A 22,073-nucleotide genomic window follows, 5' to 3' on the forward strand; every position below is an offset into this window, starting at 1 on the left:
AATCTGACTGCTGACGAAACATGCCTGATAGAGGGAAAATATTATAAAAATAATCAGATATTCATATGTTTAGAATAAAATCCGTAAACATTCAGAAGCCCCGGAGAAAATCTTCGGGGCTTCTGTTGACTGTCTGAACTGATACTCGCCTTTCAGCGGTCAGCTTTGTTACACGATAGTCCGGGGCGGCTGATCGTACACGGTCACCTCAGGAACGGCACCTTTCCAGAGCGACACTTCGACATTGGCAGTTGACGCCAGATTGCCGCGGGCAAGCTGGGATGTCGGCTTATCGAGCACCAGAGTGTTCGAATTGCCTCGGACGTCCACAACCCCATGAGCTGTCTGACGGGGATTGAACCAGCCGCCGTGATGCACCACGATAACGCCCGGGATAATCCGATCCGTAAGAACAGCTCCGGCCAGAATCTGACCGCGGCGGCTCTTCACGAGACAGATATCACCGTTCTGAATGCCGCGCGCCTTAGCGTCCTTCGGATTGATCCAGACAGGCTCCCGGTCTTCAATCGTTCCGCGGAGACGGGTGGCCGTGCAGTCAAGCTGACTATGCATGCGATAACGGCTCTTGCAGGCCATAAGGGCAAGCGGGAATTCCTTCGTCGCCGCGGCGACACCTTCAGTCGGCTGGAAATAGGTCGGATGCCCCAGGCAGTCGTTATAGTGATAGCCGGCAATCTTCGGGGAGAAGAGCTGAATCTTCCCGGATTCAGTTGAGAGCGGGTGCGCTTTCGGATCAGCACGGAAGTCCGCAAAGGAAACATAATTCCGGTTTTCTTCAGACACCGGGAAGAGAAGATATCCCTTCTTCCAGAAGGTATCGAAGTCCGGCATCTTCTGACCCAGAGTCGCTCCCATCTGCCGCGCGTCGTTATAGAACTTGCGGATCCAGTCCATCTGAGAGCGTCCTTCCGTATAGGCCTGCTTGATGCCGAGCTTGTCAGCAAGAGCGGAGAAAATGTCGTAATCCGGTTTTGCCTCCCACTGCGGTTCAATCGCCTGTTTCATAGCGATAAAGCCGTCATTGGAATATGTGCCGATATTCGTGATGTCGTTGTGTTCAAACGCCGTGCAGGCGGGAAGCACGATATCCGCGTGCCGCGCTGTAGCCGTCCAGACGATATCCGTCACGATTACGGTATCCGGCTTTTTAAAAGCTCTCGCCAGCTGATTCGTATCCGGATGGTGAGCAAACGGATTGCCGCCTGCCCACATCACCAGATGAAAGTCCGGGAACGTCACCTTTTTCCCGTCATAGTCAACTGTCTTGCCCGGGTGCAGGAGCGCGTCTGAAACGGCAGCAACCGGAAGTACCTTGCTGCCCTTCCAGGGCTTCGTCACCGGACGAACCGGCTTTACGCTGCTCGGAATCTGAGCCATGAACGGCGCTTCGCTGAGCGGAGAACCGCCGGACGAATAGTGATAGTTGGTGCCGAGTCCTCCGCCCGGAAGACCGATCTGCCCAAGCACCGAACAGAGCGCCGCGAGCATCCAGTGGCTCTGTTCACCAAAGTCAATACGCTGAATGCCCCAGCCGATCATGAACATCGTGCGATGTTCCTGCACTTCGTGAGCGAAGGAACGAATCTTTGAGGCAGGAACGCCAGAAATCTTTTCGGCCCATTCAGGTGTCTTTTTGACACCATCCTCTTCACCCACAATGTAACGGCGGAGTTCAGCCCAGCCATAGGTGTATTTGTCGAGGAAAGCCTTGTCGATCTTGCCCGTGGCATCCAGTTCATAAATCATGGCGGCCATCACAGCAGGATCGGTGCCAGGATTCGGATGAATCCATTCGGATCCCATATACTCCGCCGTATCCGTCTCAACCGGATTCACGGAAATGGTTTTCGTCCCCTTCTTCTTCAGGGCGCGGAGATAACCAGCGTAGTTGTGGAGCGTCGTGTACCAGTCAATATCATTCGTCACTACAGGATCACAGCCCCAGAAGACGACACGTTCTGAATGCTTGATCACAACATCCCAGGATGTGGACCGAGGATCACCGGTTCCGACCACATAGGGGAAGATCGTGTTAACAGCGGCGGACGAATAGCTGTTCCGACGGCCAACAAAGCCTCCCATCAGATTGAGCAGACGATGCTGGCAGGTAATTGCGGCATTGAGCTTCCCGGTTGACATCCAGCCGTATGAAGAACCATAAACCGCGGACGGACCATAGTTGTCATAGGTGTCGCGGATTGCTTTGGCTGCGAGTTCCAGCGCCTTATCCCAGGAAACCCGAACCCACTTTTCATTTTCGTCGCCACGCGTCGCGCGGGAAGCCGGACCATTCTTCAGGTAGGACTCACGAACCATCGGATAGCGGATACGAGCCGTGGAATACGGCATTTCCGCAATCCCCTGAAGGTTGACCGAAGGCTGATAGTCATGCTCAAACGGCTTGCAGCCCACAATACGGCCGCCCTTCACTACCGGACGGACAACACCCCAGCGGAAAGCCGTAATCGATTCACCTTCATTCAGCTGGGACTTTCCGAGATTAAAAGAACCTGTAAGAGAAAGGTCTGATTCCGGGAGCGGATTCTCCGGAAAGATTGCTGCACTCTCTTTTGCGGCAGGATACCCGGGATGCTCCTTCGGACTCTCCATCATTTCTGCAGAAGCAACACCGGGCGCGGCAACCGCTGCGGCAGCTGCCGTCGCTGCAGAAGCTTTGATTAATGTACGACGAGAAATCTGGGACATTGGTTTGTCCTCCTTATTGAATTCGTTTGAAGTCAGTCGGATCACCCCTGTCTTGCGCTCTCCGGTGGTAATCCTAATTGACTAGTTATTATGAAATTCTCAAATTCAATAAGAAAGCCTTTCATGCATTTGTATCGCTATACATTTATAAATATTTCTTTAATGAATAGCGGGAATTTACGTCATTTACCGTGATGCATATAGCTTATATAAAAAGCTGTATTCCTATGATATATTTTTACATTCCCAATGATTCTGATATCTTTTTTAACTACTTAAATTATTGATAAATTTAAAATATTTTTATCTCTATTTCTGGATGGAAAAGAATTTCAGGTCTCAGCTTCAAATTCTTATATTCGTGGTGTTGAAAATCAGGTATACCAGTTTTTTTGATCTGAAATTCGGGATGATAAAATTGGGCGTGTTTGATTGGAATGTGTGCCAGATTTAGAAATAAATTGTTACATTTAAGGCGCGCAAAACCTTCTTTTAATACATTAGATCTACCTATCCAAACGTTTCAGTGAACTTTTTTACAGACTGTCCTATATAGATTGCCTTGCCCCGAAGACAGTCCAGCCTTGATCAGAACCTGCACCGGGCTTTTTACGGATAAGTGTTAAATCATAAATTTATGCTTTGAAGCAGACCAGGAATTAAACATCAGTCTTATGCCTTGCGGCAGCTCAATCTCAGGCCTCCATTTCAGCTCCCTCCGGGCAAGACTGATGTCCAGGACATTCGCTGGTACATCCTGCTTTCTTCCCTCTTTAAATACAATTTCCACCTTTTTATTTAGGATATTTTCTATATATCCGATAATCTGAATAAGTGAAGCTCCCTGACTGGATCCTATATTAAATACGGTTTGGTCTCCTGAATAATTCATACAGGCCTTACAAGCTTCCAATACATCGGAAATATATATGAAGTCCCGTATAACATTACCCGTCCCCCATATTTCTATAGGCTCATCAAGAATAGCTTTCCGAAGGAAATTAGCGATAACACCCTGATTGGAATACGCCGGCTGTCCTGGTCCATAGGGGTTTGACAACCGGATTGACTGATAATTAAGACCGTATTGGTGGTGGTAATAGAAAAAAAGATTCTCAATCGTAAGTTTCTGAATACCATACAAGGATATAGGATTGCAATCATGCTCTTCCGTTATTGGAAGTTTTTCCGGAATACCATATACCGTTCCTCCTGAAGATATAAATATGATCTTTTTCAATTCACTTGATTTTTGACCGATTCCAAAAGATTAATAGTCGGCAAAACATTATCAGTGAATTCGGAGTATGGGTCTAAATTTGAAGGCTTGGTTGTACTGATCAAATGAAATATATAATCAAACCCATTCCTGCTCAGACTATCTATTAAATTTCTGTCTTTAAAGTCTCCGCAAACAAACTTGGCTTTTAAGCCATAGTCAAGAAAATCTTTATTCGCGCCCGAACTGAAAACAGTTACCTCATTCCCCAAATTTATCAGTAAATTGGTTAGATTAACTCCCAAAAAACCAGTGCCGCCCAGTATCAAACATCTCATAACAATATCCTATCCCTATATATTAAATTTCTTAAAAGGTGAATTATCAAATCAAGTGCAAAGTTACTGAATAAAAGACTTCAGCCGGACACTTCCAATTGAGACGTTTTCTGGGTCTGAAATTCAGAGCATTGAACCGTTTCTGAACTTCTGCCTGAGAAATTTTATCGATACTCATTCCTTTTGGGAAAAAGTCTCTAAGAAGTCCGTTTGTATTTTCATTACTTCCTTTCTCCCATGGATGATGAGGCAAGCAGAAATACACTTTGGTTCTGAGATCTTTCTCCAGTTTTTCAGCCCAGGAAAATTCTTTTCCGCGATCTACGGTAATCGTACGCAGATCCTTATCTGACAGAGATTTCTCAATTACGGCAGACACATCGGCCGCAGTCTTGGAAGCGGTTTTCCCGCCACAGAGAAAGCCGGACTTCCTATCGACCAGAGTCGTGAGGCAGGCTCCGCCCTTTTTTCCGATGACGGTATCGCCTTCCCAATCCCCAGGCGAGATCTGTTCTGAGCTTCCAGGGGTCGCTCTTCAATGCTGTGAGTGATCTGGATCTTTCCTCGCCTCTCGGTCATGCCTTTACGGTGACGCGTTTTACCGTGGTGTCGCAGGTGTCGGGACATCTTTCGGCCATCCACAAAGCGATCCAGAAAGCCAGAATTGATTCCTCGGTAGATTGTCGTGGCGCTGATCCTTAGATTCGGCAGCTCCTTTCTGAGACGGTATTGAATCTGCTCCGGAGACCAGAAGAGGGTGAGGAAAATTTTGTGGGTGACTCTGAGATAATTGCTCTTGGAGGAGCCTCAAATGAAACGAAAGACAGACCCCTTGGATAGTGTTGCAGGACAGATTTTAGAAAACGCCAAGAAATCCGGGCTTGAGATTAATACCGCAGAGGATGCGGAAAATCTTATGGCCCATATGCTCGGTCGGCTGCTGACTCAAATGCTTGACGGTGAAATGACCAATCATCTCGGTTACGAAAGAGGCGGTAAACGTGTCACCGAAAATGAGCGTAACGGGCATAGTTCGAAAACCCTCAAATCGTCCAGCCTTGGAAATATCCGTATTGACGTACCCAGAGACCGCAAGGGAGAGTTTGAGCCGAGGGTCGTTCCTAAGCATAAACGCCAGCTGGCGGGGTTTGAGGACAAGGTTCTGGCCTTGTACGCCAGAGGGCTCTCAACCCGGGAAATTCAAGGCTTTCTCTATGATGAATACGGTATGGAGACCAGTGCCGAATTTATCAGCGATGTTACGGACGCCATCCTTCCTGAGGTTGAAAAATGGCAGAACCGTCCTCTGGATCCGTTTTATACAACTGTTTTCTTTGACTCTATTCGAGTCAAAATCCGAGGTGATAATGGCATTGTTACCCCGAAAGCGGTCCATCTTGCCTTGGGCGTAAACGCCCAGGGCCGCAAGGAAGTTTTGGGGATGTGGGTCGCTGATAACGAAAGCGCAAAATATTGGCTTAAGGTCTTCACTGAACTCAAAAACAGGGGGGTGTCTGATATTCTGATTGCTGTCACAGACGGACTCAAGGGAATGAAGGAGGCGCTTGAAGCTGCCTTTCCCAACACTCTGCTGCAGACCTGCATTGTTCACCTGATCAGGAACAGTCTGAAATTCGTCGGATATAAGGATTACAAGGCCGTAGCCGGCGCGCTGAAGCCCATTTACCGGGCCGTAAACGCGGCTGATGCGCGGAAGGAACTGGACGCTTTTGCACAGTCGGAACTGGGGCTCAGATACCCTTACATCGCCAAACAGTGGATCGATTCCTGGGATAAGGTGATCCCCTTCTTTGATTTTTCCCCAAATATCCGCAGACTTATTTATACAACCAATGCCATAGAGAGCCTTAATCGGGATCTAAGAAAAGTAATTAAGACCCGAGCTGCTTTCCCTACTGAAACGGCTGCTTTGAAACTTCTCTTTCTGGCAATCCGGAAAGTAGAGAAAAGATGGGTGCGGCCTTCTCCATACTGGAGTGCCGCTATGAGAGAATTGGTTGTGCTATTTGGTGACCGAATCACCCCCTACATCGATTAACCTTGAACGAGCCGCCCACAAAAAATTACACACCCTCACCAGAATTTCTTAACCAGCAGATTTGAGACAATCCTTGTCAGCAACGAGTCAGACTTCAGAATGTTTCTCTTTCCGCAATGCTTTCTCTGTCTCTGATATCGGGCCTGCGCGGCACAGGGATCATAGGCAGCTGAAGCCCCATCCTGGGCCGATACAGCCTTGTTTCGCTTCAGTTCGCGGGAGATCGTAGAAACATTTTTCCCAATCGCACATGCAATTTCAGACAGGGATTTGCCTGAAATCGTTAAAGCCGAAATAAATACTCTGTCCCGAAGAGTAAGATGATGATAGTGGCTCATGAGCTCCCTCTATAGTTATCTTGACAATCTCTATTATGGAAGCTTTATGGGCCACTATTCTTTTCTCAGGCTTTGCACTTGAAGTGATAATTCGCCAAAAATAAACACATAGAGCCAAAGTCCAACAGAAATTACATTTTTTGCATAAGCACGGATACGCTACATTCCAGCTTCAAAATCAGTTATATAAAGCAAACTACCATTCTTCTCAGACGCAGAATAATCCTGATTATGCCTCTGATTCCTTTGTGTGGATTCCTCCCAATCCGCCCTCTTGGAAATCTAAATTAGTCTCAGGGAATCCGTAGGAACCGATTTTTCTTAAGAAAATATAGAAAAATCAGTTCTTTTTTACTTGCATCATACGTATTCATGTGATATAATAAATACGTATGAATAGAGAGGTTTATATGCCTACTAAAAGCTCGCTCCCTGATCCTCAGAATGTAGCTGATTACCCGGATAACCCCAAAGCAGTCATGGTCTCTGCCCGCGGAGTTATCCGCGTGGTTGAACGTCTGTATTACTGGGATAAGGAAAAGCATCGGGGATGCGAGAAACGAAATTATCTGGGCTACGTTGTCGGCAATCAGTTTTATTCCAATGATGATTACCACCGGCTCTTTAAGCGCGGCGGTGTTAAGCGGCGAGGGTGTGTAATTTTTTGTGGGCGGCTCGTTCAAGGTTAATCGATGTAGGGGGTGATTCGGTCACCAAATAGCACAACCAATTCTCTCATAGCGGCACTCCAGTATGGAGAAGGCCGCACCCATCTTTTCTCTACTTTCCGGATTGCCAGAAAGAGAAGTTTCAAAGCAGCCGTTTCAGTAGGGAAAGCAGCTCGGGTCTTAATTACTTTTCTTAGATCCCGATTAAGGCTCTCTATGGCATTGGTTGTATAAATAAGTCTGCGGATATTTGGGGAAAAATCAAAGAAGGGGATCACCTTATCCCAGGAATCGATCCACTGTTTGGCGATGTAAGGGTATCTGAGCCCCAGTTCCGACTGTGCAAAAGCGTCCAGTTCCTTCCGCGCATCAGCCGCGTTTACGGCCCGGTAAATGGGCTTCAGCGCGCCGGCTACGGCCTTGTAATCCTTATATCCGACGAATTTCAGACTGTTCCTGATCAGGTGAACAATGCAGGTCTGCAGCAGAGTGTTGGGAAAGGCAGCTTCAAGCGCCTCCTTCATTCCCTTGAGTCCGTCTGTGACAGCAATCAGAATATCAGACACCCCCCTGTTTTTGAGTTCAGTGAAGACCTTAAGCCAATATTTTGCGCTTTCGTTATCAGCGACCCACATCCCCAAAACTTCCTTGCGGCCCTGGGCGTTTACGCCCAAGGCAAGATGGACCGCTTTCGGGGTAACAATGCCATTATCACCTCGGATTTTGACTCGAATAGGTCAAAGAAAACAGTTGTATAAAACGGATCCAGAGGACGGTTCTGCCATTTTTCAACCTCAGGAAGGATGGCGTCCGTAACATCGCTGATAAATTCGGCACTGGTCTCCATACCGTATTCATCATAGAGAAAGCCTTGAATTTCCCGGGTTGAGAGCCCTCTGGCGTACAAGGCCAGAACCTTGTCCTCAAACCCCGCCAGCTGGCGTTTATGCTTAGGAACGACCCTCGGCTCAAACTCTCCCTTGCGGTCTCTGGGTACGTCAATACGGATATTTCCAAGGCTGGACGATTTGAGGGTTTTCGAACTATGCCCGTTACGCTCATTTTCGGTGACACGTTTACCGCCTCTTTCGTAACCGAGATGATTGGTCATTTCACCGTCAAGCATTTGAGTCAGCAGCCGACCGAGCATATGGGCCATAAGATTTTCCGCATCCTCTGCGGTATTAATCTCAAGCCCGGATTTCTTGGCGTTTTCTAAAATCTGTCCTGCAACACTATCCAAGGGGTCTGTCTTTCGTTTCATTTGAGGCTCCTCCAAGAGCAATTATCTCAGAGTCACCCACAAAATTTTCCTCACCCTCGTAAGATGATGATAGTGGCTCATGAGCTCCCTCTATAGTTATCTTGACAATCTCTATTATGGAAGCTTTATGGGCCACTATTCTTTTCTCAGGCTTTGCACTTGAAGTGATAATTCGCCCTGCAAAAATGTTGTACGGATTAAGTTGTAAATTTCGGTAATGCATTAATCCTGTTTTTACTGGAATCCGGAACTAATTTCTGTGTGCGTTTAATTTTCAATATATTGAAAACAAATAACATATTTAATTCGTGTAATTTTCGTTCTTAGTTATATTAGGGAAAGCACCTAATAAATAACCCTCCATCGATTATTACATCATCTGCGAAATGAGAGGGAACAACAAAAAAAAGGGAACCCTCTAAGGCCCCCTTTCCCCGGATCCGATGAGAATCTCGTCTTCTCAGACGCCAGGACTCTTCCCCCGGCGCCTCCAGGCATCCAGCAGGAGCTTCACATGGGTCTGCAAATGCGGATCATACCGAAGACTCTGCGTGACTTCTGACTCAGTCAGAGGCTTTGCTCCCCGGGTGACAATCTCTTTTATTTTGGCCGCGAGATCTGCTGAATCCCCTTTCCTGAAAGCGGTCACAGCGGGCGAAGTCACCACCTCGCAGCATCCGGTCTCGTCCGTCATCACGATCGGGGTGCCGCAGAGCAGGCTTTCAATACCCACAAGCCCAAACGGCTCATACTGGGACGCCATGATCGTATAGTCGGCCGCCCGATAGCAGTTTTCAATTTCCCTGCTGTACCCCAGGTACGAAATGTTCTCACCCTCGTTATGGATTGGGCGCCCAACCACCGCAAGGTGGACCGGGAGATCAGTGGACTCGAAGAAGGATGACAGGAATGGGTACCCTTTCCGTTCGTGGCTTGAGGATGGGAAAAGGAACACAATCCGATCCTCCGGCAGACCGAAAGACCGCTTCAGTTCAAGCCTTTTCTCTGCTGATACCGGAGTAAAACGCTCGGTATCGACCGGAGGATAGATCACGCGGATCTTTTCACCCGGTATCCCGTAGTAGTCCTCAATTTCTCCCGCCATCTTCTGCGAGTGAGCGATGATGAGCTTCGCACGCTCAAAGGACCGCGTTTCCAGTCTGATCGCCCGGCGATCAAAGAAGGTGGGAGTCCGTCCGGCATCGTGAAGAAATCCGATATGCGTCCCGCCGCAGGCCACAACATCGCCCGCATCCGTTCTTGAGCAGCTGAGGATAAAGTCGAGCGCGCGTTTCGGGCATTCACGGTTCAGCCACCAGTTAAATGACTCATCCTGAATCTTATTCGGCAGGAAACTGAGCGGGCAGACAATAAGCTCTACCATCGGCACGAGATCGAGCGCCGGATCAGCTTTCTTGGTGAAAACCGTGATCTCGTGCCCCTGTCTCAGAAGCTCCCGCACCACATCCTGGGCGTAGCGTTCCATGCCGCCCGACGGGGCGAACTTATTTGTGATGATCCCGATCCGCATAAGGGGTTACCGTCCTTTAAGGTTTGCGACGTACTCTTCCCAGCCTTTTTCACGAAGAACGCAGGCCGGGCATTTCCCACAGCCATAGCCCCAGTCGTGAAAGTGCGTGTGATCGCCCTCGTAGCAGGTATGCGTTTCGTCACGGATAAAGCTGACGAGCGCGTCGCCACCGATCGTCTCAGCGAGTTTCCAGGTTTCGGCTTTCGAGAGGTTCATCAGCGGCCGCTCAATCCGGAGACTCGTTTCCATGCCGAGATCAATCGCGAGCTCAAGCGCTTTCATCGTGTTCTCGCGGCAATCCGGGTACCCGCTGTAGTCCGCCTGGCCGACACCCGTGAAAATCGCTTCCGCCCCAAGCTTCCAGGCATACGCTGCGGCATAGGTGATGAAAATCAGATTCCGCCGGGGACAAAGGTGGTCGGAAGATGAGTCTTCTCGTTCATCTCAATCGCTTCGGGGTTTCGTCAGTGCGCAGTCGGAAAGCTGTCCGAAGGCTTTCAGGTCGAGAAGCAGATCATCCTTCAGGGAATGCGTGCCAAGAATGGACTCGATCCTTGCGCGGATCCGCTCTCTGCACTCAAGCTCAACCCGATGACGCTGTCCATAATCGACACCGACGGTGTACACCGCGTCATACTGCTTCAGCGCGGCGGCAAGACACGTGGTCGAGTCCTGTCCGCCGGAAAAAAGAACCACTGCGGTCCGTGACATTCGCTAAATCTCCTTGCTGCTGGAATCTGTTTCGTTTACTTCTGATCTTTCACGCCCGGCTCAGCGGACGGTTCGGGAACCGGAGCTCCTGAAAAGGATGAGTCCGCGACGGTCGGTGCCCCGGCCGTCGAAATCCGCTCAAGAGGCGCCCCTGCCATCAGAGTCCGGGGAGTCGCGAGCGTCGGGAACCGGATCGTCATGGCACCTGACTTCGCGACAGCAATAATTTCCCCGTCTCCGAACACCTTGTGTCTGACATGGTCACCGGGACGCCAGGAGCTGCTTTCAAGCGGTTCCCCTGTAAGGAACTTGTCCTTATACATCAGGGCTTCCTTCGCGCTCTCCTCCAACCCCGGTTCAAGCGGGCGTACCAGCTTCACGAGATTCCGGTCAAGCTCAAAAAAGAACCGGCTTGGATAACGGAAAGTGCTGGCCTCACTCGTTCCCTGAGAGTGGCAGAGTATCAGAAGATCCTTCGCGCGGGTCATGCCGACATAGCAGACCCGGCGTTCCTCCTCCATCTCTTCCATGGTGCTCGTGCGGGAACTCGGCATGATACCTTCTGAAAATCCCCAAAGGAACACAACCGGGAACTCAAGCCCCTTTGCCGCGTGAATCGTCATCAGCTTCATCGCGGGCCCCTTCTGCTCTCCGATATCCTCCGCGAAGACTGAGGCCCGCTGAAGGAATTCCGGGAGCGACGTCGGATCATCCGCGTCACTCTCGTAGTTCGCGATTGCCTGCCTGAGTTCCGCGAGATTATTGAGACGCTCATCTTCGCCCGAGAGCTGCAGAGAGGCCTCGTACCCCGAGTCCGCCATGATGAGATTGAAGACATCACTCACCTTGCGGGCGGCAGCGCTCGCGCGCGCCTTCTCAATGACCGCCACATACTCCCGGATCGCCTTCGTGTTGAAAGGCTTCTCGTCAATGTGGCGCTTCAGTGCCTCGTAGTACGAGATACCTTCCCGCATCGCAAGAACTTTGAGGGCATCCGCTTTCTTCGGGCCGAATCCCCGCTTGGGAGAATTCACCGTACGAAGGAACGCCGCGTCGTCCCCCCGGGTCAGCATCCGCATGTAGCAGAGCGAGTCCTTCACTTCGCGTCTCGCGTAGAAAGCGACACCGGACCACACCCGATACGGGATACCGGCTCGGACGAGCGCTTCCTCAACGGCGCGCGAACTTTGTCTCGAGCGGTAGAGCACCGCGAACTCTTCCCAGCCGCGGCCCGCCTTATGAAGATGGAGGAGCGCCTTGACGAACCAGGCGAGTGACTCTTTCTCAGTCTTTTCGCCGTCAAAAACGACCAGGCTCGGATTCGCGGGATCCGCGTCACGCCGGATCGGCACGCCTTCCACCGGGAAGCGGTCCCGGTTATGGCGGATCAGCGAGTTTGCCGCGCCGATGATCGCGGGGAGCGACCGGTAGTTCTGCATCAGCTTGATCGTGCGGCAGTTTTTGTGACTCTTCGGAAACCGGAGCATGATCGCAGGGGAAGACCCCCGCCAGGTGTAGATCGTCTGATCCGGATCACCGACCACGAAGAGATTGCCATTCAGTTCGGAAAGAATATTGGCAAGCGCCGCCTGATCGTTACTCACGTCCTGGTACTCATCCACCATGACGTACTGAAGCCGTTCCTGCCACTTCTGCTTCACGGACGGAAAGTGGTCCAGGATATAGAAGGCCGCCCAGATGACATCATCAAAGTCGAGTCCGAAGATCTTCCGCTCAGCCCAAAGGTAGCCGTAGAAAACCTTATCCGAGATATCCGGTGACTGAAGCGCCTTCTCCCGAAGCGACTCAGGGGATGTCAGCACCAGATCCCGGATGTAATTGGAGTCGTCCTTGAAGTTTCCGATCACATCCATCGCGGCCGAAAACTTCATGAGATTTCCGGGAATCCCAAAGGTTTCGTATACCTCATTCAGCAGCTCAAGCTCATCCTCTTCATCGATCACGATGAAGTCCTTCGGGATACCGATCACATAGCCCTCGTCCTTCAGGAACCGGACGCAGAAGGCGTGGAAGGTACAGATCTGCCCCAGATCGAGATCCCCTGTCATCGCGCGGATCCGGGCCTTCATCTCCTGGGCCGCCTTATTCGTGAAGGTCACGCAGAGAATATTCTGCGGATTGATGCCGAGATCGCGCACAAGATAGACATAGCGGCTCGTCAGTGTCCGCGTCTTACCGGCACCGGGACCTGCAATCACGCAGACCGCGCCTTCCGTGGTCTCAACGGCGAGGCGCTGCTCGGGGTTCAGTTCAGCTTGCTGCAAAGCGGGAAATTCCTCTGAGGAAAAGATAAGCGGTCAGGACAGACCGTGTACGGCATCCTGAGTCAGGGCATTGTTCAGATAACCTGTTTATTTTAAAGAGCTCCGGGCGGCTGCCGGAGGTGCGCCTGTCAGATCTTTTCTTCGTAGCAGAAAAGCTGCGTCACGCGGCCCGTCTCATCCACCTCGGCGCCAAACCTCGGCAGATGGCCGTTAAAAGCCGCTACCCGGGTAAGGAACGTGCTGAGATGCTTCGCCGGAGCCCCATTGGCGCCGCTCTCATCATCCGCAATGCGGGAGAGGAGCGTCACGGCCTCACTCCAGGGGATACCGGCCGCGATCAGAAAGGGGACCGCCACGCGAAGAAGCGGCAGCCGGAATTTCGGCGGCAGTGACTTTTCCCCATCCATCAGAGCCCGAAGCTTCTCTTCAGGCGGCATTTCGCCCTGCTTCGCGAACGCTTCAAGGCGTGAGGCTTTCTCACGCCACTCTGGCGGCACATCGGGCGATGCTTCAATCAGGCCTTTGAAACGGGTGGACTCTTCAAGGCAAACCCGGCGGAGAGCGGGAAGCAGCCGGTTAGTGAAAAGCACGCTTTTCACTTTGGGGATCGCGTCTGTCATCTGACAAGAGTCTTCGGGCGGCAGAGCGCTCTTTCGGATCATCTTTCCGTTTTTATCCCAGAAAATCTGAGTCACAGGGTCAGAAGCGTGTTTTGCGAGCACGGCGTTTCCCTGTTCCGGGGTCGCTTCTGGCGGATAGGCGAATTCAAAATAAGCCCGGTCCGAGTTCTTTCCCCTGTCACCGATCCCGGAGGCTGCACCGAGCTGCCAGGCGAAGGGAATCCGGATATCGGGAAGTGCGCCCGTGATAGGTGTAAACGCCCCAAGGGATCCTGTCCTCATTGGCTGACAGGTGAAGAGCGTGATAAAACCGGCAGGATCATCAAACCCAAACGCGATCAGCGCGGGACCGAGCGGTCCCCTGAAAACCGGCTTTGGCTTAACCGTCTTTTTCGGAACCGCGGGCACCGGACGTTTCCCGACGCGGACCCGGTCGCGGACGGCCGGTAGCTTTCCGCTTTTGCCGCTCCCTGCACTGCATGGATACCGCGCCTCACCCGACGGATAATGAGAATCGCAAGAACCACCGCCAGTACCACGCCCAGGGCGATCCAAAAAAACGTATCTCCCACGATTCCCCTCCTTCCGCCTCCGAATGAGGCTCATAACTGCTGATATTCCGTCTTATCGGTAGAGTGTCGTATAGTCCGGTTGATTTTTCAAGCAGACCCGTGCCGGCAATTGCCGGACTGGCAATTTTCATTCGCCTCTGCGCCGGGTAAACCATGGCGAGGAGCCCTCTCTGATGCCGTAGAATAACGGATCTTCAGAGCGCTTCCCCGGATGGATGCCGGGCGGCTCCAATTCCCCGGAATGTCTTCACTGTTATGTCTGTTATCACCTCTATCCCCAAAGCTTTCCCAGACGTAAATTCGTGCATCGTCTATACGTTTGACAAACGTTTTGTCCCGTATTTCTCGGTAGCTTTGCAGTCGCTGATTGACCAGGCATCCGGGAAAAACGAGATGTCCTTTGCTTCCATGTCGATTTGCCAGCAGAGAGTGAAGAGGAACTTCGCCGACAGTGTCCTCAGAATATTTCATTACGCTTTATCAACGTAGCTGAAGCAGTAAGCGCTTACTTTCCCGGGAACAGTTTTCGGGGAAAAGGCAACTGGCCTATCGCGACCTACTATCGGATGCTGATTCCCACACTCTGCCAGGAGTACCAGACTGTTCTCTATCTGGACGCTGACACAATCGTGGCTGGAGACATTGATCCTCTCCTTCAGCCGCGCAGGGAGATGAGCCCGCGGCCTGTGTGCCTGAAAGCCTGACTTTCTCACGTTCCTATGGGAAAAACGACATTGACCGACAGAATGCCACTCTGCATCTGAAATACCCGGAAAAGTATTTCAATGCCGGCATGGTGGTTTTTTATCCCCGAAATATCGACGCGAAGGCGTTTAACGCAGAGGTTTCTGACACACTGGCGCACAGAAACCTCCCAATGCTGGATCAGGACTGCCTCAATATCATTCTGAACACCCGGGTTCGGATGCTCGATATCCGCTATAACCTCACGGTGCACACCTGGCCGAAGCTCCCCCCGCTGATCGGTGACCGGACTCTGAGACGCACGATTGAGTCCGCGCTTCAGTCTCCTGTTGTCATTCACTACACCACCGCGGAAAAGCCCTGGCGCTCCAAACTCTATCCTATCACGACAAGTGGTGGAAAGCTGCCAAGGAAACGCCTTTCTATGAAAAGCTTCGCGCGGCCGCGAATGTTCATCACCGGGATGATCTGCTGAAGTTCTGCTACCACTGTCTGCTGTCCCCTATCTCTAAAAGCCATCGGGAGTCAGCCGCCAAGTACGGTTACCGGTTCTTCTCCCGCTTCTGACCTGAAACGGAGAAGAAATAATCCGAAGGAATTAAATTCCTACTTCATGCGGCCATCCCGCATCTAAAGGATTTATTTGGCGATTTTGATGAAGCGCATACCTCATCCCCTAAAATGGGGCGATAGTGGTAATAGCCTCCTCGTATTGCGGTCTGAATCTCCGGGGCGGCCAATCCGCTTTTGTCTTCTCTAACAGGGTCTCTTCCGTGCTCAGGTCGCCAGCAGACACAATTCAGCTATCGAACGGCGTCAGAATGCCCTGCCTCGGAATTGGTTCGTGGCAGGTCCGGAGGGCAACGCGCTCCTCAATTCGCTTAGCGACGCTATTCATGCCGGCTATCGTCTGATCGACACCGCGTCGATCTATGGGAACGAGCGTGCCGTAGGCATCGCCATGCGGAATTCCGGTGTTCCCCGGAGTGACTTTTTTCTGGTCGACAAAGTCTGGAACGCGGACCGGGGGTACGAGAAAACGCTGGAGGCCTTCAGGAAAAGCACGGCGCTTCTCGGCACCTCTTACCTCGACCTCTACATGATTCACTGGCCCGCGACGCATGAAGAGCCGATTACCTGCCAGGCGATCAACGCGGGAACGTGGCGGGCGCTTGAGAAGCTGTACCGCGACGGATCTGTGCGCGCGATCGGTGTCAGCAACTTCCTCCCACACCATCTTGTGCCGCTCCTTGCCCGCGCGGAAATCACGCCGATGGTGAATTCACTTGAATTTCATCCCGGCTACCCGCAGTTCCAGGCGCTTCGCTTTTCGCACGAACACGGCATGAAGGTGCTGGGCTGGGCACCGCTCGGGCGCGGCGCGCTGATGGAGGATCCGTCCTTCAGAGCATCGCCGCGAAGCACGGCAAGACGGTTCCGCAGGTTGCCCTTCGCTGGGCGCTTGAGCACGGGGTGGTGCCAGTTCCGAAGAGCACATCGAAAGCCCATATCGAGGAAAATGCCTCGATCTTTGACTTCACGCTGCGCTGGACGAAATGCGCGCGATCGACAGACTGCCGCTCACGGCTTCACGGGGCTAGACCCGATACCGTGAATTACTGAACGCGGCCACAGAGGTCCCCGAAGCCCGGTTTCTGAACAAATACCTGTTCAGACCGGGCTTTTCTGCGTATTTCCGGCCACAAAAACAACTCAGGGAAAACATAAACTAAAGTACTAGGACTTTAGTCTTGATTTTTAGGACCAAAGTGCTATATTTCCATCATCGGTTGGACGTACGCAGCCAGCCGCTCATCATTTTCTGGAGAGAAATCATGGGTTCTATGGAAACTAGCCGCAGAAATCTTCTGAAAGCCGGCACCGCCGCTGCCGCAGCCGTTGCCGCTGCGCCGCTCACGGCTCAGGCCGCTGTTTCGGCTGAAAACACCAAGTTTGATGCACGTATGACGTCGTGGTCGTGGCTCCGGTTTCGCCGGCATGGCCTGCGCTTATAAGGCTGCCAAGGCAGGCCTTTCCGTTCTCATGATTGAGAAGATGGGCGTCTTCGGCGGCAACTCCGCGATCTGCGGCGGCAACATGGCCTGCCCGGTGAATCCGGTTCAGAAGGCTCAGGGCATCAAGGACTCCCGCGAGCTCTTCATCAAGGACTGCCTGAAGGATGGCTCGGCATCAACCACACCGAACTGCTGAACGTTCTCGTTGACCGCTGCAACGACACGGTGAAGTTTGTTCAGGACTGCGGCGCTGAATTGTGCCGAACAAGATGCTGTTTGAAGGCGGCCACTCGGTCCGCGTTCCTATGAAATCAAGGCTGGTTCCGGCTCCGGGTACATCGTCCGATGTATGAAACCCTCTCGAGCTGAAGAACGTTAGATGCAGGCCGCACGAAGTTTGACGACTTCGTGATGAATAAGGACGGCCGCGTGGTGGGTGTTGTCTGCCGCGAAGGCTATCGCTTCAACCGCAATCTCGCGAGCGATGACGTCGAGAATAGACCGGCAAGCGTAAGGTCTACGGCGCCCGCCGCGCTGTGATGCTCGCGGCTGGCGGTTTCTCCCGCGACATCTGGTTCCGTCAGGTCCAGGATCCGCGCGTTGTGCCGTCCACTGACTCCACGAACCAGCGGGCGCCACTGCCGGCGTGCTCCTGAAGGCTCTCGAAATCGGCGCTACCCGCTTCAGATCTCCTGGCTGCAGTTCCTCCCCTATTGCAACCCGCATGAGGACGGCTTCGGCGTGACGGTGAATTCACGAACCACGCCTGCATGGACTCGGCATGGTGGTGAATAAGAAGACCGGCAAGCGCTTCATGGATGAACACGCCGGCCGCAAGATCAAGAGCGACGCGGAACTCGAAGTGATCGGCACGGATAAGAACTACCCGATCGCCATCTGCGACGACGCTATCGTTCACGCGATCAACCCGTCCTTCGTGAAGGCTCCGCTCGCCGCGAAGACCGTCTTTGTCGCTCAGACGCTGCCTGAACTCGCTGATCACTTCGGCATCAAGAAGGATGCGTTCCTTGAGGAAGTGAAGCGCTTCAATGGCTTCGTGAAGGATGGTGAGGATAAGGACTTCCACCGTATTCTGAGTTCAACAACGGCCTCAACATCTCGAAGCCCCGTTCTACGGCGTTGAAGTGGCTCCGAGATCCATCACACGATGGGCGGCCTCCTGATCAACACCAAGGCTCAGGTGATCAGCTCGAAGACCCACAGCCGATTCCGGGCCTCTACGCCGGCGGCGAATCACGGGCGGTTGTCCATGGCGCATCCGCCTCGGAACGGTCGCTGTGCTTGACGCTCTGACCTTCGGTATGGTCGCGGGCGAAAACATCGCGAAGTAACAGTCTCTCCTCGCTGCGGCTCCCCGCCCTCTCCCGGGCTGGAAGAATGCAGCCGCCCCCGGATTCCAAAAGGAATCCGGGGGCGTTTGTTTTCTCTGATATCGGACCTCCTGCACAGATCAGGCGGCAGATCGGTTTCAGATCGTAAACGCCGGTCATCTGACCCGCCTCTGGACCTGCCAGTCAGGAAGCGAGAAAATGCCGACCGTGTGATCCTCTGTCCCGCGTCTTCCTTCGTCCGCTTCACCGCGATCCGGACTGGTTTTTATCCTGGATGTCCTTCGGATCACCGGGAAAATCGTCCCATCGCTCCCTTGAGCGGGCTGCAGAAGTTTTCCGTTCAGCGCGAGCGCGAGCTGCCCGGCAGAGTTCCCGAGGTCGAGCATCAGCGTGCCGCCTCAGGCACCGGAGGGAAGTCCGATCGATCCGCCTCGGTGCTGTAGAGAAGCGGGCCTTCGCCGGCAGAGGAGTCCCAGTCCTGAGAGGCTGAAGCAGCGCATCAGGCTCTTCCCCGCTTCACCACCATCCCTCTTCTGACGCCGCGGGGAAACGCTCGGGTGTATCGCGGCCGTCACCTCAATCACCGCGGGACGCGTGATCTTCGCCATCAGAACGGGACCAATCGCGGAACCGGAGTTCAAGCGTTTCTTCCGTGAGAGCCCTGATCGATTTCGCGGGGAACGGGAGTCTCAGAATCCCGTCCCAGCCCGGCTCATCCGGTGAAAGCTCGATCTGCCAGACTTCACGCCCGGATGACAGATCAAGCGACACACCCTTTTCAACCCGGGTGATCGCCGTTTCCGAAAAGAATCCCGGGCGCCGCATGCGAAGTGACGGAATCCCCTTCTGAAGCAGATCCGCGTTGATCTCATCCCAGGGATCGGCGCGGCTCGTGTACTGCTCCACCCGGGCGATCTCGGATCGGACGGTGAACGAGTTCCGTCCCTCCGCATTCCGGATCGCGGAAGAGCCGGAAAGTCTGGGACCCGAAGCCGCAATCGCACCGCCGAAAATCACGAAATTAAGAAGCAGATCGAGAGTCGGCGCGCTGTAGCCCCGGATTTCAGAAAGAATCAGGGCGTCAGTGAGGCAGCCGCCGGCGGACAGCCGGTTTCCGGCAAGCTCTCCCGCCTCCAGATCCTCGAGCGGACGGCAGACAGGAATCGCGCCGAGGTTTCTTGCCGCCTCGCTCCAGACACCGGCCATTTCGACACTCCGGTCGGATTCGGGGTCGAAAATAACGAGGCAGTCGCAGTACGGAGTGCCCTGAAGAGTCTTTGCCGCGTCCATCACTTGCTCCTTATTCCTGGCGTCTGAGGAAGAGGGGGAATCTGCCTCACGTTTTTTCTGCAACGCCGTATGCTTAGAGTTATCAGTAAACCTGCGCCGCGAAGGAATACTCCATCGGCGCGCCGGTTGCATTATAGGGGAGAGTCTGTCGGTTCCTGACCCTCAGCTTTTTCTCCTCTTTTTATCTCTCTAAGGAGCTGCATTTATGGCTGATATCGTTGCCCGTTACGTTGGAAACAAGCGTGTTGAAGCGGAAAATCCCCGCTCTGGCGGCCGTCTGACTTTTGATCAGGGGAAACCTGACGGGCTCGGCGAATCCTATGACCCGGTGGAGGGACTGCTCGGTGCCGCGGGCTGCACGCTTACGATGATTGCCTACGCGGCTGAAGCGAACGGCGCTGATGCGAAGGGTGCCACCGCTGAGTGCGACTGCACAATGGCGGAACGTCCCCATCGCATTGCCTCCATTACGCTCACGATCCGCATGCCGCAGGCTGAATACACGGATAGCCAGAAGAAAGTGATTCAGAAGTACGCGATGCCTGCCCGGTCGGTCTCGCCCTTTCCGATAAGATCGATAAGAAGGTCGAAATCCTCTGGCCGTAACACGGTCTGAATCTGCCGCGGCATCTGCCAGGATGCTGCTGAGAAGCGCAGGGATGTGATCCCTGCGCTTTTTTGCTATCCGCCGCCAGTCTCACCGGGCATAAAATCATTACTGTAGACAGATTTTCCGCGCGGTTAAGCGCCCGGCGCTTAACTGCGTCTCTCAAAGGATATTGAATCTTGCTGCTCTCCATTCTTGTGATCGGTTTCGGTGCCGGGTGCGGCGCCGTTCTCCGCTGGGCGCTCGGGCTCTGGCTGAACAGCCTCTTCCCTGCCATCCCGCCGGGAACACTCGCTGCGACCTGATCGGCGGCTACGTGATCGGCGCGCTATCGTTCTTCGCAGCGCTTCCTGAACTGTCACCCGAGTGGAGGCTGCTCGTCGTCACGGGGTTCTGCGGGTCTCACCACGTTTTCCACGTTTTCCGCTGAAACCGTGACTCTCCTCACGCGGGGCGAATTCACGCTCGCCGCGATGGAGGTCTGCGTTCATGTCGGCGGATCCCTTATCGCCACGCTGGCCGGCATGGGCACCATTGCCATGCTTCGTCACCTTTAAAGAAGGAGCTGTCCATGCAGAAGGGATATCAGATTTCGTTTTTCACTGAGCAGAGCAGAAGAAAGGACGGCCGTCCCATGGGGAACTGGATTCTCGAAACCGCGAAGAGTCTCGGGATTCCGGGGGCAACCCTTTTCCCGGCTGCGGAAGGCTATGGCCGGGACGGATGGCTTAAAAGCGCGTCTTTCTTTGAGTCCGGCGAGCAGAGCGTCGAAGTCCGCGTGGCCGTTACAGAAGCGGACGCGGAACGCCTGATCGAGCGGATCCGGTCTGAAAATCTCGGTGTTTTCTGTGTGAAAACACCGATCGAATTCGGAATTTTGTAACAAATATCTCTATCAGTACTTTAAATAGGAACGAAAAGGCTCCCACAGGCTGTGGGTTTTCCCGTAAAATATCGCCCTCACCTTTCATTTTTTGGACTTTTTACCCTATATCGACTGACTGATGATCACTGCTCTTCTCGCGCACCCCTATCCCCGTTTCTCTGTAATCAGCATCCCGCTGCTTGAGGGATTGAAAGAACAATTCCCTCAAATGGATATCCGGGCGCTTTATGACCTTTACCCTGACAGTTCAATAGATCTGTGGGAAGAGAGGAAAGCAGTCGCTCATTCGTCCCTTATCCTCGTCGTACACCCGGTCTTCTGGTACAGCGTGCCCGCGCTTCTGAAGAAGTGGTTCGATGAAGTGCTCGCTTATGGCTTTGCCTATGGAAACGGAGGCGATGCCGTAAAGGGAAAAGGGGTCCTCTGGATTCCGTCACTCGGCACCGGGTACCGCGACGGCGAATTCCCGGGGGAAGTGGAAATCTCCGAAGTTGAGGCCCGATCCGCCGCATGTGGACCTTCTGCGGCGCGAAGTGGCTCGATCCCGAGATTATCGATTCCCGGCAGCCGCTCACCCCCGAGCAGTTCTCTTCAATCATCGATTCGCTCGCTGACCGCATCGCTGACTGGGAGTCCTACCATGTTTGAACTCGCCTGGTCGAAGCTCCTTGAATTCTGGGGCGGGTTCCTGACGCACGCCTCTGCGCTCCTTCCCCGACAAACTCCATCGCGGCGGGTATATCGTTCGCGCTGATCGCCGCGTGATCCTCGTTCCGATCATGTCCGGGTTGGTCTCGGCACCATGATCGGGTACCTGCTCGCCGGTATCGTGGTAGGTCCCTATGGTCTCGGCCTCGTGGAAGAAGTCGAGACGATCATGAATTTC

20 protein-coding genes and 6 pseudogenes are annotated in these 22,073 nt (G+C 53.1%); 13 read left to right on the forward strand and 13 right to left on the reverse strand.

The genetic code is table 11. The features are described 5' to 3' along the window. Positions 1-168: 168 nt before the first annotated feature. From M4NBBH2_RS08650 to M4NBBH2_RS12425, 4 genes and pseudogenes are all read right to left on the reverse strand, one after another. Positions 169-2,727 carry a molybdopterin-dependent oxidoreductase gene (locus M4NBBH2_RS08650; protein ID WP_116269213.1) on the reverse strand — a complete coding sequence of 853 codons (2,559 nt, stop codon included), beginning with the start codon at positions 2,725-2,727 and terminating at the stop codon, positions 169-171. A 622-nt stretch (positions 2,728-3,349) separates the two neighbouring features. Next, on the reverse strand, positions 3,350-3,967 hold the full coding sequence (locus M4NBBH2_RS08655; RefSeq protein WP_170135126.1) for an NAD-dependent epimerase/dehydratase family protein: 618 nt from the start codon (positions 3,965-3,967) through the stop codon (positions 3,350-3,352). Next, complete coding sequence (locus M4NBBH2_RS12355) at positions 3,964-4,284, reverse strand: NAD-dependent epimerase/dehydratase family protein (RefSeq protein ID WP_116270536.1); 321 nt, start codon at positions 4,282-4,284, stop codon at positions 3,964-3,966. Before M4NBBH2_RS12355 ends, M4NBBH2_RS08655 begins: the two co-directional genes overlap by 4 nt. A 46-nt stretch (positions 4,285-4,330) precedes the next feature. Beyond that, positions 4,331-5,040 (reverse strand): annotated as a pseudogene (locus tag M4NBBH2_RS12425) (IS30 family transposase); the annotation flags it as partial. Positions 5,041-5,095: 55 nt separating this feature from the next. Here M4NBBH2_RS12425 and M4NBBH2_RS08670 point away from each other — a divergent pair. Beyond that, positions 5,096-6,343 carry an IS256 family transposase gene (locus M4NBBH2_RS08670; protein ID WP_116269216.1) on the forward strand — a complete coding sequence of 416 codons (1,248 nt, stop codon included), beginning with the start codon at positions 5,096-5,098 and terminating at the stop codon, positions 6,341-6,343. A 38-nt stretch (positions 6,344-6,381) separates the two neighbouring features. Here the strand turns inward: M4NBBH2_RS08670 and M4NBBH2_RS08675 are convergent. Next, positions 6,382-6,681: pseudogene (locus M4NBBH2_RS08675) on the reverse strand (helix-turn-helix domain-containing protein); the annotation flags it as partial. A gap of 410 nt (positions 6,682-7,091) precedes the next feature. Between M4NBBH2_RS08675 and M4NBBH2_RS11700 the strand changes: the two are divergent. Then, entirely contained in the window at positions 7,092-7,370 is a 279-nt protein-coding gene (locus M4NBBH2_RS11700; protein WP_125064635.1) for a hypothetical protein, read from the forward strand. On the opposite strand, the pseudogene M4NBBH2_RS12290 reads toward M4NBBH2_RS11700, so the two are convergent. The 6 genes and pseudogenes from M4NBBH2_RS12290 to M4NBBH2_RS08705 all read right to left on the reverse strand — a co-directional run bounded on the left by M4NBBH2_RS12290 (position 7,367) and on the right by M4NBBH2_RS08705 (position 14,168). After that, positions 7,367-8,613 (reverse strand): annotated as a pseudogene (locus M4NBBH2_RS12290) (IS256 family transposase). The gene M4NBBH2_RS11700 and the pseudogene M4NBBH2_RS12290 overlap by 4 nt on opposite strands. Beyond that, positions 8,585-8,836, reverse strand: a complete 252-nt coding sequence (locus M4NBBH2_RS11790) for a hypothetical protein (RefSeq protein WP_170135087.1) — start codon at positions 8,834-8,836, stop codon at positions 8,585-8,587. Before M4NBBH2_RS11790 ends, M4NBBH2_RS12290 begins: the two are co-directional and overlap by 29 nt. Positions 8,837-9,073: 237 nt before the next feature. Further along, positions 9,074-10,144, reverse strand: a complete 1,071-nt coding sequence (locus M4NBBH2_RS08690; RefSeq protein WP_116269225.1) for a glycosyltransferase family 4 protein — start codon at positions 10,142-10,144, stop codon at positions 9,074-9,076. Between the two features lie 6 nt (positions 10,145-10,150). Further along, positions 10,151-10,855, reverse strand: a pseudogene (queC, locus tag M4NBBH2_RS08695) (7-cyano-7-deazaguanine synthase QueC). A gap of 35 nt (positions 10,856-10,890) precedes the next feature. Continuing rightward, complete coding sequence (locus M4NBBH2_RS08700; RefSeq protein ID WP_116269226.1) at positions 10,891-13,140, reverse strand: ATP-dependent helicase; 2,250 nt, start codon at positions 13,138-13,140, stop codon at positions 10,891-10,893. Between the two features lie 128 nt (positions 13,141-13,268). Next, complete coding sequence (locus M4NBBH2_RS08705; protein ID WP_116270538.1) at positions 13,269-14,168, reverse strand: hypothetical protein; 900 nt, start codon at positions 14,166-14,168, stop codon at positions 13,269-13,271. 541 nt (positions 14,169-14,709) lie between these two features. On the opposite strand from M4NBBH2_RS08705, the gene M4NBBH2_RS12360 reads away from it, so the two are divergent. From M4NBBH2_RS12360 to M4NBBH2_RS12070, 7 genes and pseudogenes are all read left to right on the forward strand, one after another. After that, complete coding sequence (locus tag M4NBBH2_RS12360) at positions 14,710-15,036, forward strand: glycosyltransferase (protein ID WP_116270539.1); 327 nt, start codon at positions 14,710-14,712, stop codon at positions 15,034-15,036. Beyond that, positions 15,021-15,512: a glycosyltransferase gene (locus tag M4NBBH2_RS12210; protein ID WP_116270540.1), complete on the forward strand. Its 492-nt coding sequence runs from the start codon at positions 15,021-15,023 to the stop codon at positions 15,510-15,512. Before M4NBBH2_RS12360 ends, M4NBBH2_RS12210 begins: the two co-directional genes overlap by 16 nt. A 369-nt stretch (positions 15,513-15,881) precedes the next feature. Then, a pseudogene (locus tag M4NBBH2_RS08720) lies at positions 15,882-16,660 on the forward strand (aldo/keto reductase). A gap of 221 nt (positions 16,661-16,881) precedes the next feature. Beyond that, positions 16,882-17,052 carry a twin-arginine translocation signal domain-containing protein gene (locus M4NBBH2_RS12060; protein ID WP_238691402.1) on the forward strand — a complete coding sequence of 57 codons (171 nt, stop codon included), beginning with the start codon at positions 16,882-16,884 and terminating at the stop codon, positions 17,050-17,052. After that, entirely contained in the window at positions 17,036-17,248 is a 213-nt protein-coding gene (locus M4NBBH2_RS12065; RefSeq protein WP_170135130.1) for an FAD-binding protein, read from the forward strand. The genes M4NBBH2_RS12060 and M4NBBH2_RS12065 overlap by 17 nt, the downstream gene beginning before the upstream one ends. Positions 17,249-17,463: 215 nt before the next feature. Then, a complete protein-coding gene (locus M4NBBH2_RS12215) occupies positions 17,464-17,592 on the forward strand; it encodes a hypothetical protein (RefSeq protein WP_269148212.1) in 129 nt (42 codons plus the stop codon). Between the two features lie 241 nt (positions 17,593-17,833). Further along, complete coding sequence (locus tag M4NBBH2_RS12070) at positions 17,834-18,196, forward strand: FAD-binding protein (protein ID WP_170135131.1); 363 nt, start codon at positions 17,834-17,836, stop codon at positions 18,194-18,196. 363 nt (positions 18,197-18,559) lie between these two features. Here the strand turns inward: M4NBBH2_RS12070 and M4NBBH2_RS08730 are convergent, their stop codons facing one another. Then, positions 18,560-18,790: a hypothetical protein gene (locus M4NBBH2_RS08730; RefSeq protein WP_116270542.1), complete on the reverse strand. Its 231-nt coding sequence runs from the start codon at positions 18,788-18,790 to the stop codon at positions 18,560-18,562. 190 nt (positions 18,791-18,980) lie between these two features. Then, on the reverse strand, positions 18,981-19,694 hold the full coding sequence (locus tag M4NBBH2_RS08735) for a hypothetical protein (RefSeq protein ID WP_116270543.1): 714 nt from the start codon (positions 19,692-19,694) through the stop codon (positions 18,981-18,983). A 205-nt stretch (positions 19,695-19,899) separates the two neighbouring features. Here M4NBBH2_RS08735 and M4NBBH2_RS08740 point away from each other — a divergent pair, with 205 nt between their 5' ends. From M4NBBH2_RS08740 to M4NBBH2_RS08755, 4 genes and pseudogenes are all read left to right on the forward strand, one after another. Further along, positions 19,900-20,310 carry a hypothetical protein gene (locus tag M4NBBH2_RS08740; protein ID WP_116270544.1) on the forward strand — a complete coding sequence of 137 codons (411 nt, stop codon included), beginning with the start codon at positions 19,900-19,902 and terminating at the stop codon, positions 20,308-20,310. A 170-nt stretch (positions 20,311-20,480) separates the two neighbouring features. Next, positions 20,481-20,858: pseudogene (gene crcB, locus M4NBBH2_RS08745) on the forward strand (fluoride efflux transporter CrcB). A gap of 14 nt (positions 20,859-20,872) precedes the next feature. After that, complete coding sequence (locus M4NBBH2_RS08750; RefSeq protein ID WP_116269233.1) at positions 20,873-21,184, forward strand: DUF190 domain-containing protein; 312 nt, start codon at positions 20,873-20,875, stop codon at positions 21,182-21,184. Positions 21,185-21,305: 121 nt separating this feature from the next. Next, entirely contained in the window at positions 21,306-21,941 is a 636-nt protein-coding gene (locus tag M4NBBH2_RS08755) for an NAD(P)H-dependent oxidoreductase (protein ID WP_116270545.1), read from the forward strand. Positions 21,942-22,073: the final 132 nt, after the last annotated feature.

The organism is Mesosutterella multiformis, from assembly GCF_003402575.1.
GTDB lineage: Bacteria > Pseudomonadota > Gammaproteobacteria > Burkholderiales > Burkholderiaceae_F > Mesosutterella > Mesosutterella multiformis.